17 protein-coding genes are annotated in these 16509 nt (G+C 66.1%); 8 read left to right on the top strand and 9 right to left on the bottom strand.

Features of this window, described 5'->3' with window-relative positions:
• Positions 1-18 precede the first annotated feature (18 nt).
• The 4 genes from rbfA (at position 19) to AC3FOF_RS28430 (ending at position 2982) form a co-directional block, all read left to right on the top strand.
• Positions 19-387 (top strand): 30S ribosome-binding factor RbfA, encoded by a 369-nt coding sequence (rbfA, locus tag AC3FOF_RS28445; RefSeq protein ID WP_006162086.1) that lies wholly within the window; start codon positions 19-21, stop codon positions 385-387.
• Between the two features lie 114 nt (positions 388-501).
• Entirely contained in the window at positions 502-1449 is a 948-nt protein-coding gene (gene truB / locus AC3FOF_RS28440; RefSeq protein WP_488728502.1) for a tRNA pseudouridine(55) synthase TruB, read from the top strand.
• 499 nt (positions 1450-1948) lie between these two features.
• Positions 1949-2329, top strand: coding sequence for a GreA/GreB family elongation factor (locus AC3FOF_RS28435; protein ID WP_017229855.1), 381 nt, complete (start codon positions 1949-1951; stop codon positions 2327-2329).
• A gap of 68 nt (positions 2330-2397) precedes the next feature.
• Positions 2398-2982, top strand: coding sequence for a hypothetical protein (locus AC3FOF_RS28430; protein ID WP_017229854.1), 585 nt, complete (start codon positions 2398-2400; stop codon positions 2980-2982).
• Between the two features lie 77 nt (positions 2983-3059).
• On the opposite strand, the gene AC3FOF_RS28425 is transcribed toward AC3FOF_RS28430, so the two are convergent.
• The 4 genes from AC3FOF_RS28425 to AC3FOF_RS28410 all read right to left on the bottom strand — a co-directional run bounded on the left by AC3FOF_RS28425 (position 3060) and on the right by AC3FOF_RS28410 (position 8059).
• The gene (locus AC3FOF_RS28425; protein WP_488728501.1) at positions 3060-4664 is read right to left on the bottom strand and encodes a DHA2 family efflux MFS transporter permease subunit; all 1605 of its coding nucleotides are present in this window, start codon (positions 4662-4664) and stop codon (positions 3060-3062) included.
• A gap of 2 nt (positions 4665-4666) precedes the next feature.
• On the bottom strand, positions 4667-5917 hold the full coding sequence (locus AC3FOF_RS28420) for an HlyD family secretion protein (protein ID WP_017226908.1): 1251 nt from the start codon (positions 5915-5917) through the stop codon (positions 4667-4669).
• A 56-nt stretch (positions 5918-5973) separates the two neighbouring features.
• Positions 5974-7509: an efflux transporter outer membrane subunit gene (locus AC3FOF_RS28415; RefSeq protein WP_488728500.1), complete on the bottom strand. Its 1536-nt coding sequence runs from the start codon at positions 7507-7509 to the stop codon at positions 5974-5976.
• Positions 7510-7579: 70 nt separating this feature from the next.
• Complete coding sequence (locus AC3FOF_RS28410) at positions 7580-8059, bottom strand: MarR family winged helix-turn-helix transcriptional regulator (protein ID WP_017226910.1); 480 nt, start codon at positions 8057-8059, stop codon at positions 7580-7582.
• Positions 8060-8282: 223 nt separating this feature from the next.
• On the opposite strand from AC3FOF_RS28410, the gene typA reads away from it, so the two are divergent.
• Complete coding sequence (typA, locus tag AC3FOF_RS28405) at positions 8283-10103, top strand: translational GTPase TypA (RefSeq protein WP_017226911.1); 1821 nt, start codon at positions 8283-8285, stop codon at positions 10101-10103.
• Between the two features lie 87 nt (positions 10104-10190).
• Here the strand turns inward: typA and AC3FOF_RS28400 are convergent, their stop codons facing one another.
• Positions 10191-11087, bottom strand: coding sequence for a sterol desaturase family protein (locus tag AC3FOF_RS28400; RefSeq protein WP_488728499.1), 897 nt, complete (start codon positions 11085-11087; stop codon positions 10191-10193).
• A gap of 252 nt (positions 11088-11339) precedes the next feature.
• Between AC3FOF_RS28400 and AC3FOF_RS28395 the strand changes: the two genes are divergently transcribed.
• The 3 genes from AC3FOF_RS28395 (at position 11340) to AC3FOF_RS28385 (ending at position 14797) form a co-directional block, all read left to right on the top strand.
• Positions 11340-12905 (top strand): methyl-accepting chemotaxis protein, encoded by a 1566-nt coding sequence (locus AC3FOF_RS28395; protein WP_488728498.1) that lies wholly within the window; start codon positions 11340-11342, stop codon positions 12903-12905.
• Positions 12906-13015: 110 nt separating this feature from the next.
• Positions 13016-14092 carry an enoyl-CoA hydratase/isomerase family protein gene (locus AC3FOF_RS28390; protein ID WP_488728497.1) on the top strand — a complete coding sequence of 359 codons (1077 nt, stop codon included), beginning with the start codon at positions 13016-13018 and terminating at the stop codon, positions 14090-14092.
• Between the two features lie 144 nt (positions 14093-14236).
• A complete protein-coding gene (locus AC3FOF_RS28385; RefSeq protein WP_017226915.1) occupies positions 14237-14797 on the top strand; it encodes an NAD(P)H-dependent oxidoreductase in 561 nt (186 codons plus the stop codon).
• 123 nt (positions 14798-14920) lie between these two features.
• On the opposite strand, the gene AC3FOF_RS28380 is transcribed toward AC3FOF_RS28385, so the two are convergent.
• From AC3FOF_RS28380 to AC3FOF_RS28365, 4 genes are all read right to left on the bottom strand, one after another.
• A complete protein-coding gene (locus AC3FOF_RS28380; RefSeq protein ID WP_488728496.1) occupies positions 14921-15139 on the bottom strand; it encodes a hypothetical protein in 219 nt (72 codons plus the stop codon).
• Positions 15140-15319: 180 nt separating this feature from the next.
• A complete protein-coding gene (locus AC3FOF_RS28375) occupies positions 15320-15586 on the bottom strand; it encodes a hypothetical protein (RefSeq protein ID WP_488728495.1) in 267 nt (88 codons plus the stop codon).
• An 88-nt stretch (positions 15587-15674) separates the two neighbouring features.
• Positions 15675-15935: a hypothetical protein gene (locus AC3FOF_RS28370; RefSeq protein ID WP_017226918.1), complete on the bottom strand. Its 261-nt coding sequence runs from the start codon at positions 15933-15935 to the stop codon at positions 15675-15677.
• Between the two features lie 64 nt (positions 15936-15999).
• Entirely contained in the window at positions 16000-16254 is a 255-nt protein-coding gene (locus tag AC3FOF_RS28365; RefSeq protein ID WP_276269202.1) for a hypothetical protein, read from the bottom strand.
• Between the last annotated feature and the right edge of the window lie 255 nt (positions 16255-16509).

Here is a 16509-nt window from a genome sequence, read left to right as displayed (position 1 = left end):
TCGACAGAAGCGTATTGAATGGCCAAGAAAGGCAATATCTCCTCTCGTAATCTCCGGATTTCCGACCAGATCCAGCGCGACCTGGCCGAGATGATCCAGCGTGAGCTGCGCGATCCCCGCCTGGGGCTCGTCACGCTGCAGTCGGTCACGCTGACCCCCGACTACGCGCACGCCAAGGTGTACTTCACGGTACTGGCGGCCGACGCCGCGGAAGTGGAAGGCATCCTGAACGAAAAGTCCGGCTATCTGCATTCGCTGCTCTACAAGCGGCTGCATATCCATACCGTGCCGACGCTGCGCTTTTTCCACGATACCTCGGTGGAGCAGGCGATCGAGATGTCCAAGCTGATCAAAGAAGCTAACTCGACCCGCGCAAAAGAAGATTAAAAAGGCGGCCCGTTTTCACGGGCCGTTTTCTTGTTCCCCAGAGACTTTGTCGTTGCCGTTGTCGCGCCTGGCCGGGGCTTTCCGAACCCGAGCCGGCGTCACATCACTCCCGTCATGACCGATCCCAAACTCAATCGCCCGCCCCGGCAGCCGCGCCGCGAGGTGCATGGTGTGCTGCTGCTCGACAAGCCGCTCGGGCTGTCGTCGAACGACGCGCTGGTGCGCGCCAAGCGTCTGCTGCGTGCGCTCAAGGCCGGGCATACCGGCACGCTCGATCCGCTCGCCACCGGACTGCTGCCGCTTTGCTTCGGCGAAGCCACCAAGTTCTCGCAGGATCTGCTCGAGGCCGACAAGACCTATGAGGCGGCCGTCCGCCTGGGCATCAAGACCGCCACGGGCGATGCAGAAGGCGAAACCATCGCGGAGCGCGCGGTGACTTGCGATATCGACACCTTGCGCGCCACGATGGCGCGCTTTTCCGGTGAAATCGAACAGGTGCCGCCGATGCATTCGGCGCTCAAGAAGGATGGCCGCCCACTGTACGAGTACGCGCGCGCGGGTCAGACGGTGGAGCGTGCGGCACGGCGCGTCACCATTCACGACATCACGCTACTGGATTGCGGCTTGCCGCAGGCGCCCGCCTTCCGTATGCGCGTGACTTGCAGCAAGGGGACCTATATCCGTACCCTGGCCGAGGACATCGGCGAGGCGCTGGGTTGCGGCGCGCACCTGACAGGCTTGCGCCGCACCGCGGTGGGAGACCTGACCCTGGCCGGCGCCGTGACGCTGGAGCAGATCGAGCAGCACGGCGACGAAGAGCGGCCCGCGATGCTGGCTCCGGTCGATGCGTTGCTGCAGCGCTGTGCGCCGGTCGTGCTCGACGAGGCGGCAATGAGCCGCTTCCTGCAGGGCCAGCGCATTGCGCTGCGCGACCTGCCCGCCGGCACGGCGCCGGCGGAAGGCGAACTGGTCCGCGTCTACGGTGGCGAGCCCCAGCACCTGCTTGGCGTGGCGCGGATGCGCGAAGGCGCCCTGCGGCCTGAGCGTCTGGTGAAGCTGTAGCAGAACCGGCGCCATCGCGGCATCGTGCCGCGGTGGCGGAATGCGCGCCTGGCCGCCGTTTTGCTTTTAAATTCAGCCTAACGTGCAATAAAACCACGCTAATTTTCACCATTGACGGTCGAAATGACCGTCGCTGCGCCGCCGGCTTCCCTTTGCTCCGAAACTTTGTTTAAATGTCATCTATTGACGGCGCGGCATTGGCACACCCTGTGTCGAGGCGCACGGCATGACGGCAAGGCTTTCGTGAACCTCCTCGTCTTACTCCTTCGCGCGGCAACAGCCGCCACGCTCGCTACCGCCCGGTACCCTGCCTGACCCCTCTCGAGGTTTTCGAAGGTGCGTCAATCGCAGCGCACCGGGCCGAACCCCGCTCCCCCTGGTCCTCCGAATCACCGAAACCGGCCGGCGTCTGCTCGCCTGCTGTTTCAGCGATCCGGCGGACCTGCCAGCCATTGCCACGCGCGTGAGCGCGTTGCGCGTATTGACACCGGGAGTCAGCATGCGAAAGACCGTTTTCCTTACCCCCTCAGATATCGAGCGCCTGCGCGCGCTCGCGGCAGATCGGCAAACGGCGGCGCTGCAGCGCGAGTCGCTGCGCCACGTCATCGATGGCGCCGTGGTTGGCGCGCCCGCCAGCCGGCTGTGCCAGGCCGTCACGCTCGACACGCCGTTCCTCTGTATCGAGGCGCAGCACCGCGAGCACTTTGTCTGGCGCATCGTCCATCCCGAAGAGGCGGATTTCCGGCGTGGCAAGCTCTCCGTGCTGTCCCCCGCCGGCATGGCGCTGCTGGGCGCGCCCGCGGGACGGCACGTCCGTTTGCCCGTGCCCGGTGGCGCGCAGTCCGTCGAAGTCGTGGTGCATGAAATCCTGCCTGGCTGAGCGAGCCGGGGCGTGCCGGGTGCGCGATGCCGCGCGCCGCAGACAAGAGGAGGGCTGGAGTGATAGCGATGTATCGGAGGACGGCCCTGGCCGGGCAGCGCTTGTTCAATGCGCGATACGAGGACCGCGTCGACGCCTACGCGCATTGCACGGATGGAGGACTTGGCGGGCAGGACCGCAGCCGGCTGCACGATCTCCTGGTATGCCAGGACCTGGCCGATATCCTGGCACACCAGGGGGCGGGCTGGTTGCGGCGGATCGAAGTGGATGCGCTGAGCGGACACTGCATCGGGCATGGCCAGGATGGCGGCCAGTGCCGCATGCTCGTGTCGGCGCTGGCCACCTTGCTGCCGGCGGCGGCACGGGACTGGTCGGCTGGTGCGCTGCTTGCTGCCGCGGATCGTTCGCTGCATCGCCTGGACGGGCAGGCGTGGCTTGGTCCCGGCGGCGGGCAGCGGTGCGTCGCGGTGCTGTACCTGGATCACTGCCCGGCGGGCGCGCTGCGCTCGCTGCCCGTGTTCGAGATGTTCGGCTTTGGCCCTTACCGGCGATTGTCCGGGGCCTATCTGCTGGTGCCGAATCCGCAGCGCGATTGCGGCCTGCAGGCCATGCGCCTGGCGGTTCAGGCGGGTGCCGCCGACCTGGCGGGGTAAGTGCCATTGCCGATGCCGGGAACGGCATCGGCTGGCGCCATCGGGCGAGCCCGGCTTGGCGCCTGGCGCTCAGCCGCTCAGTGCGCCCCGGCGGCGGAGGCGTCCAGGTCTCCGCCTTTCTTTGGCTTGGTCAGCCAGACAAAGACGATCAGCACGAAGAACAGCACACCCGAGATCCAGAAGATGTCGTTGGCGCCGAGCATGGCCGCCTGTTGCGTGATGTTGCGCTCGATCATGCCGGTGGCCTGGGCCTGGCTCATGCCGAGCTGCATCAGGTGATTCAGCTGTTCGGCATAGGCCGGGTTGTATTGGTTGACCTGCTCCACCAGTTGCGCGTGATGCAGCGCCGAGCGGTTTTCCCAGATGGTGGTCGAGATCGAGGCCCCGATCGCGCCGAAGGTGATCCGCACGAAGTTGGACACACCCGAGGCCGACGGGATCTTTTCCGGCGGCTGGCCCGACAGGATGATCGAGGTCAGCGGGATGAAGAACATCGCCATCGCCGCGCCCTGGATCAGCGTCGGGATCATCAGCGAGCGGGTATCGACCTGCAGCGTGAAGCCCGAGCGCATCAGGCTGACCACGCCGAACGTCATGAAAGCCAGGGTGGCCACCCAGCGCGCATCCATCTTGGGCAGGTTCTTGCCGATCACGGGCGACAGCAGGATGGCGAAGATCCCGACCGGCGCCATCACGATGCCGGCATCGGTCGCGGTATAGCCGACCACGGTTTGCAGCCAGAGCGGCAGGATCACCAGATTGCCGAAGAACAGCCCGTAGGCCACCGAGATGGCCACCACCCCCGCGCTGAAGTTGCGGCCTTTGAACAGGTGGATGTCGACGATCGGGTGCTTCTCGTAGCTCTCCCAGGCGAGGAAGAACAGGAAGCCGACGATGGCCACCACCGTGAGCACCACGATCTCGGGCGAGTGGAACCAGTCGAGTTCCTTGCCCTTGTCGAGCATCAACTGCATCGAGCCGACCCAGATCACCAGCAGCGCCAGCCCGATCCGGTCGATCGGCAGGATCTTGATGGGCGTTTCGCGGTCGCGGTAGATCGCCCAGGTTGCATAGGCGGCACCGAGGCCTACCGGGATGTTGATATAAAAGATCCACGGCCAGGTCATATTGTCCGAGATCCAGCCGCCCAGCAGCGGGCCCATGATCGGCGCCACCAGCGTGGTCATGCCCCATAGCGCGAGCGCCATGGTGCTCTTCTGCGGCGGGTAGCTCGATAGCAGCAGCGACTGCGACAGTGGGATCATCGGCCCGGCCACCGCACCCTGCAGCACGCGCGCGGCCAGCAGCACCTCCAGGTTGGGCGCGACGCCGCACAGCCACGACGAGATCACGAACAGCAGGATCGAGGTGATGAACAGCCGCACCGCCCCGAAGCGCGTGGTCATCCAGCCGGTCAGCGGCACCGAGATGGCGTTGGCCACGGCAAACGAGGTGATGACCCAGGTGCCCTGGTTGGGCGCCACGCCGAGGTCGCCCGAAATGGCCGGGATCGATACGTTGGCGATCGAGGAGTCGAGCACGTTCATGAACGTGGCGAGCGAGAGCGCGATCGTGCCGATCACCAGCTTGTCGCCGGAGAGCGGCACTGGCGCGGCGGGGCGCGCTGCCGGCGCCGGGGCGCCAGGCGCGGCGCCGTCGCGCGCGGGGAGGGAGGTAGCCATGCTCAGGTGTTGGCGGGCTTGGCGGCGGCCGGAGCTGCAACCGGCGCTGCCATGGGTTCGGCCGCCTGGCGGCCGCCATTGTTCAGCGAGATGATGCGGGCGATCAGCGCATCGGCGTCCTGCGCCACCTTGTCATAGACGTCGGTCTGCATCGGGCGTGCCACGGTGGTGTTGGTCATCACCGCGCCTTCTTCCTTGCGCACATCGACCGTGACGTTCATCGACAGGCCGACGCGCAGCGGGTGGTCCTTCAGCTGTTGCGGGTCGAGCGCGATGCGCACCGGCAGGCGCTGCACCACCTTGATCCAGTTGCCGGTGGCGTTCTGCGCCGGCAGCAGCGAGAAGGCGGAGCCGGTGCCGGCCGAGAAGCCTTCCACCTTGCCGTTGTAGGTCACCTTGGAGCCGTACAGGTCGGCCTCCAGCTTGACCGGCTGGCCGATGCGCATGTGCGTGATCTGCACTTCCTTGAAGTTGGCGTCGATCCATACCTGGTCCAGCGGCACCACGGCCATCAGCGGCGCGCCGGCGGCCACACGCTGGCCCACCTGCACGGAGCGCTTGGCGACATAGCCCGTCACTGGCGCCGGCAGGGTCGAACGCGCAAACGACAGATAGGCGGCACGCAGGTTGGCGGCGGCACGCTGCACATTCGGATGCTTGTCGACCGTGGTCTGGTCGGTCAGTACCTTGTTGGATGCCAGTTGCTCGCGCGTTGCCAGCAGGGTGGACTCGGCCGCCTTCAACGCGGTTTCGGCGTGCGAGATTTCCTCGCCCGACACGGCGCCGGAGCCGGCAATGGCCTGGCGGCGCTTGAGATCCTCACGCGCCTTGGCCACGTCGGCCTCGCGCATTGCCACATTGGCTGCCAGCGAACCGTTGTTGACGTAGAGCGTGCGGACTTCGCGCACGGCTTGCGCCAGTTGCGCCTCGGCCTGCTCCAGGGCGACCTGCGAGTCGGCGCGGTCGAGCTGGATCAGGGGCTGGCCGGCGGTGACCAGTTGCGTGTCGTCGGCCGCGATCGAGATCACGGTGCCGCCGACCAGCGGCGTGACCTGCACCACGTTGCCCGCGACATAGGCGTCGTCCGTGCTCTCGAAGTGGCGCGCGTACAGGCCCCAGTAGATACCGTACGCCACGCCGGCCACCACCACGGCAGCGGTCAGCGTGACCAGCAGGCGCTTGCGCTTGCCATTGTTGTTGACGGGGGCCGCCTGGGAGGCGGGAGTCTGGGCCGCTTGCTTGTTGTCGCTCATGATCGTCTTTTAGGAATGCTGTCAGTCTGTCAGTACTGTTCTGAGGTCTCGGTGTCTCAGCCGCGTGCCTCTGCCGGCTTGCGCGTTGCCCGCTCGCCGCCCTTGGCGTCTTCCGCCGGTTCCTGGTAGCCCCCGCCGAGTGTTTTCATCAAGCCCATCTGCAGGTCCAGGCGCCGGGCTTGCAGGTCGGTGGCGAGGCGGCGCTGCTGCAGCACATTGCTTTCCGCGTTCAGGACGGTCAGCTGGGTTCCCAGTCCGGCCTTGTAGCGGATGGTGGACAGTGAATAAGCACGCTCGGCCAGGTCGAGCGCTTCGCGCTGGGCCACGATCTGCGTATCGACGCTGCGGATGCTGGTCACCGCGTCCGCGGTTTCGCGCAGCGCGTCGACCAGCGTCTGGTTGTAGTTGGCCACCGCGAGGTCGTATTGCGCATACTTGCCCTTCAGGTTGGCGCGCAGCTTGCCGCCCTCGAAGATCGGCAGGGTGAGGGCGGGGCCGATGCCGAAGGTGCGGCTGACGCCCATCAGCAGGTTGGACGGGTCCAGCGATGCAAAGCCGGCGAAGGCGGAGAGCGTGAGCGCGGGCAGGAATTCCGCGCGCGCCACCTGGATATCCTTGCTGGACGCCTCCACGCGCCAGCGCGCGGCGACCAGGTCGGGGCGGCGGCCCAGCAGGTCGATGGTGAGGTTGTCCGGCAATTGCGGCGTGGCCTGCGCGAGCAGGGTCGGGCGCTGGATCGCCAGGCCGCGGTCCGGGCCCTTGCCTAGCAGGGCAGCGAGCTGGTTGCGCGCCAGCGCGATGTCTTCGTCCACGCGCAGCAGGTCGGTTTGCGCCGATGCCACCGTGCCGCGCGCCTGGGTGGTTTCCACCTGGGTATCGAGGCCGGCCCGCAAGCGGTCTCCGGACAATTTGGTCAGGTCGCGGCGCTGGGCGATGGCGCGTTCGGCCACGTCGCGCTGCGCGTACAGTGCGGCCAGGCGGGCGTAGGTGCGGGCCACGGCCGTCGTCAGGATCAGGCGGGAGGCCTGGCTCTCGGCTTGCGCTGCGCGGTCGTCGGACAGCGCGGCTTCCAGGGCCGCGCGGTTCTTGCCCCAGAAGTCGAAGTCATAGGAGAGGCCGGCTTGCAGGCGGGACTGGCTTTGCCACGAGCCAGCCAGCGGCGTGCCTTCGAACAGGTCTTTCTCGGAGAAGCGCTGGCGGACCAGGCTGCCTTCGAAATCGACATGGGGGTAGAGGGCGCTGCGGGTGGCGTCGGCCATTGCGCGGGACGCTTCCACGCGTGCGAAGGCGGCCTGCAGGCTGGGGCTGTCCTTTACCGCCTCGTCGGCCAGGCTGCGCAACTGCGCATCCTTGAACTGGTCGATCCAGTCGAGCGAAGGCCATTGCCCGTGCTGGGAGGGCAGGCTTTGGCCGCTGGCCAGCGCCGCCGGCTCGGTGACCGTCTGCGTGCTGTGCGAGTTGCCGAAGGCGGCGCAACCGGCCAGGACCGCGGCCGCCAGCGCCGTCAGCGCCAGCGTGCCGGTCCGGCGGCCTGCTGCGCGTACGCGCGGCGACAAGGCGGAGGCGGAGAAAGAGAAGAGAGCTTGGTTCATCTTGGTGCCCTGCGACAGAGCCTGAGTGTTCTGAATGTTTGTTCTTGTATTTGTGTCCGTATCCGGTGGGCTACCCGCTGCTGTTGCCGATGATCCGGTGCAACATGGAGCGGAAGGTCTGGAGTTCGGTTGCGGAGAAGCCATGGAAATGCCGGTTCAGCACGCGGCAATAGATGCGGGGCAACTCGTCCAGCAGCGCCTGGCCAGCCGGGGTGATCGACAGGTCGACCACGCGCCGGTCGGCATCGCTGCGCTGGCGCTCGATCAGGCCGCGCTTTTCCATGCGGCTGAGCAGGCGCGTGACCGAGCCCATGTCGGTACCGAGCTCCCGGCCCAGGTCGGTCACCGTACTGCCTCTTCCGGCGGCCAGCATCATCAGGCAGGTAGCCTGGGCGTGAGTGATATCCAGGCAGTTGACTTCCTGCTCCACCTCGTGCGACAGCACATTCTTGGCGCGCGCCACCAGGTAACCAATGCTCTCGCCCATGCGGTATTCGGCCGGATCGAAAGGGTAGGCCTCGGCGGAGGCGGGCTGAGTCTGCTCGGACATTTCTGCTGGGTGCTTGTCGCTGCAATGGTTGTCGTGGCAACTATATGTTCACGTTCGTCGGATCGCAAGGACGGCAATTTGTTATTGCGGATATCGCAATAATTGTTTTTTCGCCAAGCGGGGCGACTCGGAAGGCTCCGAACGTTGGCCTCGGGTTTTGCGCCGCAGCATGCTATAATTTCGGGTTATCTTTTGATGCTCAGCCCCAAAGCGAGACGCTGCAATGACCCGCGCCATCCGCAATATCGCCATCATCGCTCACGTCGATCATGGCAAGACCACTCTGGTCGACCAACTCCTGCGCCAGGCAGGCACCTTCCGCGACAACCAGCAAGTGGTCGAGCGCGTGATGGATTCCAACGATATCGAAAAGGAACGCGGGATCACCATCCTCGCGAAGAATTGCGCTGTCGAGTACAACGGCACCCATATCAATATCGTCGACACCCCTGGCCACGCCGACTTCGGCGGTGAGGTGGAGCGCGTGTTGTCGATGGTTGACGGCGTGCTGCTGCTGGTCGACGCCGTTGAAGGCCCGATGCCGCAGACCCGTTTCGTCACGCGCAAGGCGCTGGCGCTGGGCCTGAAGCCGATCGTGGTGATCAACAAGGTCGACCGCCCGGGCGCGCGCCCGGAGTGGGTGATCAACCAGACTTTCGACCTGTTCGACAAGCTGGGCGCCACCGACGAGCAGCTCGATTTCCCGGTGATCTACGCCTCGGGCCTGAACGGCTATGCCGGCCTGACCGACGACGTGCGCGAAGGCGACATGAAGCCGCTGTTCGAGACCGTGCTGGCCAAGGTGCCCGTGCGCGACGACAACCCGGATGGCCCGCTGCAGCTGCAAATCATCTCGCTCGATTACTCCAGCTACGTCGGCAAGATCGGCGTTGGCCGCATTTCGCGTGGCCGCGCCCGCTCGCTGCAGGACGTGGTGGTCAAGTTCGGCCCGGAAGGCAACCCCATCAAGGGCCGCATCAACCAGGTGCTGAAGTTCCAGGGCCTGGAACGCGAAATCGTGCAGGAAGCGGAAGCCGGCGACATCGTGCTGATCAACGGCATCGAGGAACTGGGCATCGGTTGCACCGTGTGCGCACCGGACGCGCAGGACGCGCTGCCGATGCTGAAGGTGGACGAGCCGACGCTGACCATGAACTTCTGCGTCAACACCTCGCCGCTGGCCGGCCGCGAAGGCAAGTTCGTGACCAGCCGCCAGCTGCGCGAACGCCTGGACCGCGAACTGAAGTCGAACGTGGCGCTGCGCGTGCAGGAGACCGGCGACGATACCATCTTCGAGGTATCGGGCCGCGGCGAGCTGCACCTGACCATCCTGCTGGAAAACATGCGCCGGGAAGGCTACGAGCTGGCCGTGTCGCGTCCGCGCGTGGTGTTCAAGGAAATCGACGGCGTCAAGCACGAGCCGTACGAACTGCTGACCGTGGACGTCGAAGACGGCCACCAGGGCAGCGTGATGGAAGAGCTGGGCCGCCGCAAGGGTGAACTGCTCGACATGGCATCGGACGGCAAGGGCCGCACCCGCCTGGAGTACCGCGTTCCGGCCCGTGGCCTGATCGGCTTCCAGGGCGAGTTCCTGACGCTGACCCGCGGCACCGGCCTGATCAGCCACATCTTCGACGACTACGCGCCGCTGCGCGAAGGCGGCCTGGGCGAGCGCCACAATGGCGTGCTGATCTCGCAGGACGACGGCGATGCCGTGGCCTACGCGCTGTGGAAGCTGCAGGATCGCGGCCGCATGTTCGTCAAGCCGGGCGATGCGCTGTATGAAGGCATGATCATCGGCATCCACAGCCGCGACAACGACCTGGTCGTGAACCCGATCAAGGGCAAGCAGCTGACCAACGTGCGTGCCTCGGGTACCGACGAAGCCGTGCGCCTGGTGCCGCCGATCCAGATGTCGCTCGAATACGCGGTGGAATTCATCGCCGATGACGAGCTGGTGGAAATCACGCCGAAGAGCATCCGCCTGCGCAAGCGCCACCTGAAGGAGCACGAGCGCAAGCGTGCTTCGCGCGAGACGGCATAAGCGTCTTTCGCCGCAGGCTGTTCAAGCCAACAAAAAACCGCGCCAAGTGCGCGGTTTTTTGTTGGGCGGTACGCGTGCGAGGCGCATTCAGGCATCGCGCCTGCGCTCTGCGGCAAGCGATGCACCGGCGCTTGGTGCTTCCATGGGCGTCTGCTCGTGCGGATTACGCCACTCGGGTGGCTTCCAGAGATGGCGCGGGTCGCGGTGGCGCCATGCGTCGGCAAGCATGGCGCGCCATTCGTGGAAGGTGAGGGTGATCGGGTTATGGCTGGCGATGCGGCGGGTGATACCGTATTCGGGCGGGGCCTCCTCGGGCACGAAAGAGCCGAACATCCGGTCCCACACGGTCAGCACGCCCGCATAGTTGCGGTCGATGTATTGGGGATTCCGGGCGTGATGCACGCGATGGACCGAGGGCGTATTGAACAGCCATTCAATCCTGTGCCAGCGTCCGCCCAGCCGGGTGTGCACAAAAAACTGGAATGCCAGGTTCAGGCCCACCGCAAGGATCACCCAGTCGGGTGTGAAGCCGATCAGCGCCAGCGGCATCCAGAACAGCCACATGCCAGACAGCGGGTAGGTCAGGCTCTGGCGGAAGGCGGTGGAGAAATTCATCCCCTCGGAGGAATGATGGGTGACGTGCGAGGCCCACATCCAGCGCACGCGATGGCTGGCGCGATGGAACCAGTAGTAGAGGAAATCCTGCAATAGCAGCAGGAGCAGGAATGACCACAGCGTCTGCGGCATCGCCTTCAGGCCATGCTGGTAGCTCCAGGTGTAGACCGTGCGGACCATGAGCCACAGGAAGAAGGCGTCGGACGCCTGGTGCATCAGCGCCAGTGCGGCATTGGAAACCGTGTCGCGCAAGCTGTAGACGGCAGGAGCGCGCCGAGACCAGTACCGCGCTTCCGCGCCGATGGCGAGCAGGAATGCTGGCGCGAAAGCCAGCAGGACCAGGCCGGGATCGATTGTTGACGGTGTCATGCGGGAAGTGTTGCCCGATTCCGGCGCATTTGTCTGGAGGACATCCTCTATACGGCCGTGCGGCCTCGCCGAATCGTTGCCTGATGCGCACGCATGCGCACTTTGGGACCGCAGCGGACCGTGTTCGGATTACTGACCATTTTGCAGTACTGAATATCCCCGCGCTCAGGTCAAGGAACGGGGTGGAGCGCCGTTGATAGCGGGGCGGTCGAAAACGGCCGCCAGAGCGCAAATTCAAACGGGGGAGCCATCATGTTTCGCAACACGACCATCGGTACCAGATTGTGGATCTTAATCATTGTCATCAATGCCCTGCTGCTGATTGTCGGTGCCGTGGGCTGGCTGGGGATGTCGCGCAGCAATGACGCCACGCGCCAGATCTATCAGCGTCAGCTAGCCGCCGCGGTCAATCTTGCCGAGGCGCGTTCGAACCAGTTGCTCGTGCGCGTCCTGCTGGACGAGGCGACGTTTGCCACCGATCCCGCCTACGCGCGTGCACGCGCTGATACCGCAGAGGGGTTTGCGCGCCAATCCGACGCCGCCTGGAAGGCCTATCTGGCACTGCCGCGGTCGCCGCAGGAAGCCAAGGTCGCGCAGGACGTAGCCGCCAAGCGCGAAGCTTTGTTCACGCAAGGCGTGGCGCCGCTGATTGCGGCCTTGCACCGGGGCGATCGCGAGGCCGTGATGCGCGCCGTGCTCGATACCATTCCAAAGCTCGATATCGCCTTCAGCGCGGTCAATACCGAGTTGGCCAAGCTGCAGCTCGCTGGCGCGCAGGAGGTTTATCACGCTTCGCAGGACCGCTATACGATCCTGCGCGCGCTGTCGCTTGGCGTGCTGATGCTGGGCCTGTGCTTCAGCACGGCGGTGGCCTGGCGCCTGCGCCGCTCCATCGTGGGGCCGCTTGACATGGCGATCGCGCGTTTCGAGCGGATCGCGGCCGGCGATCTGGCGACGAGCACAGAGCATGGCGGCGAGCCGCGCATGGAGAGCGAGCGCAGCGAGACGGGCCGCATGCTTGCCATGCTCGGCCGCATGCAGGCCAGCCTGGCGGCGATGGTGAGCGAGGTGCGCGGCGGCGCTGATTCCATCGCCGCGGCCAGCAAGCAGATTGCCAGCGGCAACAGCGACCTGTCGCAGCGCACCGAGCAGCAAGCCGCCTCGCTGGAAGAGACCGCCTCCAGCATGGAAGAACTGACAGGCACGGTGCGCCAGAACGCCGACAGCGCACGCGAGGCCAACACCCTGGCCAGCGCCGCCACCGGGCTGGCCGAGCGAGGCAGCGAGGCGGTGGCCCGCGTGGTCGATACCATGCAGGCCATCGATGCCAGCGCGAACAAGATCGTCGACATCATCGACGTGATCGAGAAAATTGCGTTCCAGACCAATATCCTCGCGCTCAACGCAGCGGTGGAAGCCGCGCGCGCCGGCGAGCATGGCCGTGGCTTTGCCGTGGTGGCAGGCGACGTGCGCGATCTGTCGCAACGTTGCGCAGGCGCTTCCAAGGAGATCCGCGTGCTGATCGGCGACTCGGTGTCGCGCGTGCGCACCGGCGGCGAGATGGTCGACCAGGCCGGGCGGATCATGCAGGAGATGGTGGGCGCGGTGCGCCGTGTCAGCGGCATCATGGGCGGCATCAGCGCGGCTTCCGACGAGCAGTCGTGCGGCATCGACCAGGTCAACCAGGCGGTGGCGCAGATGGACGGCATGACCCAGCAGAACGCGGCGCTGGTCGAGCAGGCCGCCGCCGCCGCCGCGTCGCTGGAGGGGCAGGCGCAGCGCCTGACCGGCCTGATGTCGGCATTCCGCGTGGCTTGAGTGGAGGCCGCGCTCCGCCCCTGGCCGATGCGCCGCGGGCCCGGCCCCGAGGGGGCGGTTCGCGGCACGGCTGGTGTAAAGTTGCGGGTTGCATTCGTGGAGAAAGAGACATGACTGACCTGGTCACAAGCGAGATCCATGGCGGTATCGGCTACCTGACGCTGAACCGGCCCCAGGCGCTGAACGCGCTGTCGCTCGAGATGATTCGCGCCATCACCAAGGCGCTCAACGACTGGGCGACGGCGCCCGAAGTCGTGGCGGTGGTAGTTGCTGGTGCCGGCGGCAAGGCCTTCTGCGCCGGCGGCGACATCCGCTTCTTCCACAAGGCCGCGTTGGCCGGGGATCCCTTGCTCGACCAGTTTTTTGTCGAGGAGTACGCGCTCAACCACCTGATCCACCGCTACGCCAAGCCTTATATCGCGCTGATGGACGGCGTGGTGATGGGCGGCGGCATGGGCATCTCGCAAGGCGCGCGCCGCCGGCTCGTGACCGAGCGGACCAAGATGGCGATGCCCGAGACCAATATCGGCCTGTTCCCGGATGTGGGCGGCGGCTGGTTCCTGTCGCGCACGCCCGGTCGCCTGGGCGAATACCTGGGCCTGACGGGCGCGGTGCTTCATGCCGCCGACGCGCTGTATGCGGGACTGGCCGACGCCTACCTGCCGGGCAACGCGATGGCGGAACTGGTGGACGTGCTGCGTGCCCGCCAGTTCGGCAGCGGCGATGCCGTGCTGGCCTGCATCGATGAGGCCACCGCGGCGCACCGCGCCGCCTGCCCGCCGGGCGAAAGCCACCTGGCCGCGCTGCAGGGCGAGATCGACCGCCTGTTTGCCGGCGCGTCGGTGATCGATATCGTGGCCGCGGTCAGCGATGCCGGCTCCGACTGGGCCGCGCAGACTGCCGCCATGCTGCGCGCCCGCTCGCCGCTGATGCTGAACGTCACGCTGGAGCAGGTCCGGCGCGCCCGCACCATGGCGCTCGAAGACGAGCTGCGCATGGAGCTGGACATGATGTACTGCGTATTCCGCCATGGCGACGGCGTGGAGGGAATCCGCGCGCTGGCGGTCGACAAGGATCATGCACCCAAGTGGCAGCCGCCGCGCCTGGACGAGGTGACCCGCGAACGCGTGCGCGCCTTCTTCGACAGCCCCTGGGCGCATGGCGAGCATCCGCTTGCGGCGCTGTAGGCCCGCCTCGGACGGCACCTTTCACGCAGATGGACTAGAGTGACGTCTGGACCGGCCGCCGGGTGTGGCGCACTGCGCATGGCGGCCGGGTCCGGGCAGCACATTCCGACCCTCCCTGGTGACGTGAACGAGTAAGGACCCGAGATGAGTACTCCCCGTGATGTAGCCGTACTGGTAGGCAGCCTGCGCAAGGACTCCTTCAGCCGCAAGCTGGCGCTGGCGCTGGCCGCGATGGCGCCCGCCGGCATCAAGCTCGAGATTGTCGAGATTGGCCAGTTGCCGCTGTACAACCAGGATGAAGACGCAAGCCCGCCCGCGTCCTGGGTTGCCTTCCGCGATCGTATCCGCCGCGCGGACGCCGTGTTGTTCGTCACGCCGGAGTACAACCGCTCGGTACCGGCCGCGCTGAAGAACGCCATTGACGTCGGCTCGCGTCCTTACGGCCAGAGTGCCTGGAATGGCAAGCCTGGCGGCGTGATCAGCGCTTCGCCGGGCGCCGTCGGCGGCTTTGGCGCCAACCACCATCTGCGCCAGTCGCTGGTGTTCCTCAATATCCCGGTGCTGCAGCAGCCGGAGGCCTATATCAGCGGCGTCGACAAGCTGCTCGATGAACATGGGGGTATCGCGAGTGAATCCACACGCGGTTTCCTGGGCACGTATCTGAGCGCCTTCGCTGCCTGGATCGAGCGCAACGCGCCGAGGTGAGGCAGGGGCCGCGCATGGGGAGAGGGGCTTCCCGCACGCCCCTCGAAAAGCAGACGCCCGCTGCCGATACGGCAGCGGGCGCGGAGGGCAGGTGAATTCGCTGCCGTGCGCTTTGAAATGTACTTACTTGCGCTTGGTTCCCCCGGCCGGCCGCGCCTGCGTGCCTGCCAGCGGCTGGCCTGGAAAGCCCTCCGGATAGCGGATGACGCGCAGGCCTTCCCCGGGCTTGCGCAACGGCCATGCATGGCCGGCGCGAACTCTCGCGCCGCCTGTGATCGCGGCCATGGCTTCCCTGTCGAGCTCCACGCTGTCCGGCAAATCCTTGATGACGATGATGGCCATGACTCCCTCCTGCTTGGTGGCGAAGGCCGGCTTGGCCGGCGTTCGCCTGGTGGGCGGCGCGCATTCGGCAAGCCCAGCCGGACCAGTATAGGCCACGGGCTCTATCTCCGAGGCAGTGCCTTGCGTGCGCGCAACTGCCGTGGAGACCCTGCGGTCTCCACGGGGCGGGGTGCGTGTTGTTCAGACCGCTGCGTGGGTGGCGGCCCATTGCGACGGGTTGACGTCGATGCTCAGCGGACCGAAGCCGGAGCCGATCACGCCAACGTTGTTCAGCGTGTTCACGTTGATACTTTGCAACTGGGCGATGTTCTGGTTGACGTTGACATTGACGTTGGCCACCGGGCCCAGTCCTTGCAGCCAGGAATTGCTGCCGCCGCGCACCGTGGCCAGGGATTTGCTGTCGAGTTCCTTGTCCAGGGCGAGATCGCGCACGATGATGGATGACATGATGGTTCTCCTTTGATTCACTCTGCTTTGCTTCATGTGATCGAGGGCCGCGGAGGTGGCGGTGCCGCCTCCGCGTAGACCGCGCCGTTCAACGATAGATATTGTTGCTGGCGTTCTGGGTCGAATCGACATGCGACTTGATGTCGGCGGCGAAGGCCGTGTTGTTGCCGTTCATGTTGACCACGTTCTGGGTCTGGCCGATCAGCTGCGAGGCGTTGAAGGTGGAGTCGAGCTTGACCGTGCTGAAGACGGGCAGGAAGGGCATGTAGCCGCCACGCACCGCGCGCATGGCGCGGCTATCGAGGGCTTCGGTGACGGGCAGGTCCTGGATGGTCAGGGTGGTGTTCATGGCAGTTCTCCGGGTATTCGGTCGTTGGCGGATGCAGCGTCAGCGGTGGGCAGCGGCCCGTGGCTCAGTAGATGTTGTTGCTGGCGTTCTGGGTGGAATCGACATGCGACTTGATGTCGGCGACGAAGGCGGCGTTGTTGCCGTTCATGTTGACCACGTTCTGGGTCTGGCCGATCAGTTGCGAGGCGTTGAAGGTGGAGTCGATCTTGACGGCGCTGAAGACCGGCAGGAAGGGCACGTAGCCGCCGCGCACGGCGCGCATGGCGCGGCTGTCGAGTTCTTCGGTGACCGGCAGGTCCTGGATGGTGAGGGTAGTCATGGCAGTTCTCCTGGGAGCGATTGGGACTTGGGCTGGGTTGAGCATCGGTGCTGCGCTCGGGAGGTACAAACGCATGGAGTGTGCCAGGGCGGGCCAGGCCGGCGCCGATCGCCCGCAAACGCAGGCGGGGACTGCAAACTGCCGTTCCGCAGCGGGATCGCGCGGGCCAGGGTACGGCCGGCGGCGATGCTGAATGGATGGGGCTCGGCCAACACAACGACACCATGTGTTCGCTCCCGTACGACAGGCAGCGGC

The sequence above is a fragment of the Cupriavidus sp. 96C5-1 genome, assembly GCF_057798855.1.
Note: the sequence above shows the minus strand (reverse complement) of the source record. Positions and strands in the feature narration are given on the sequence as shown.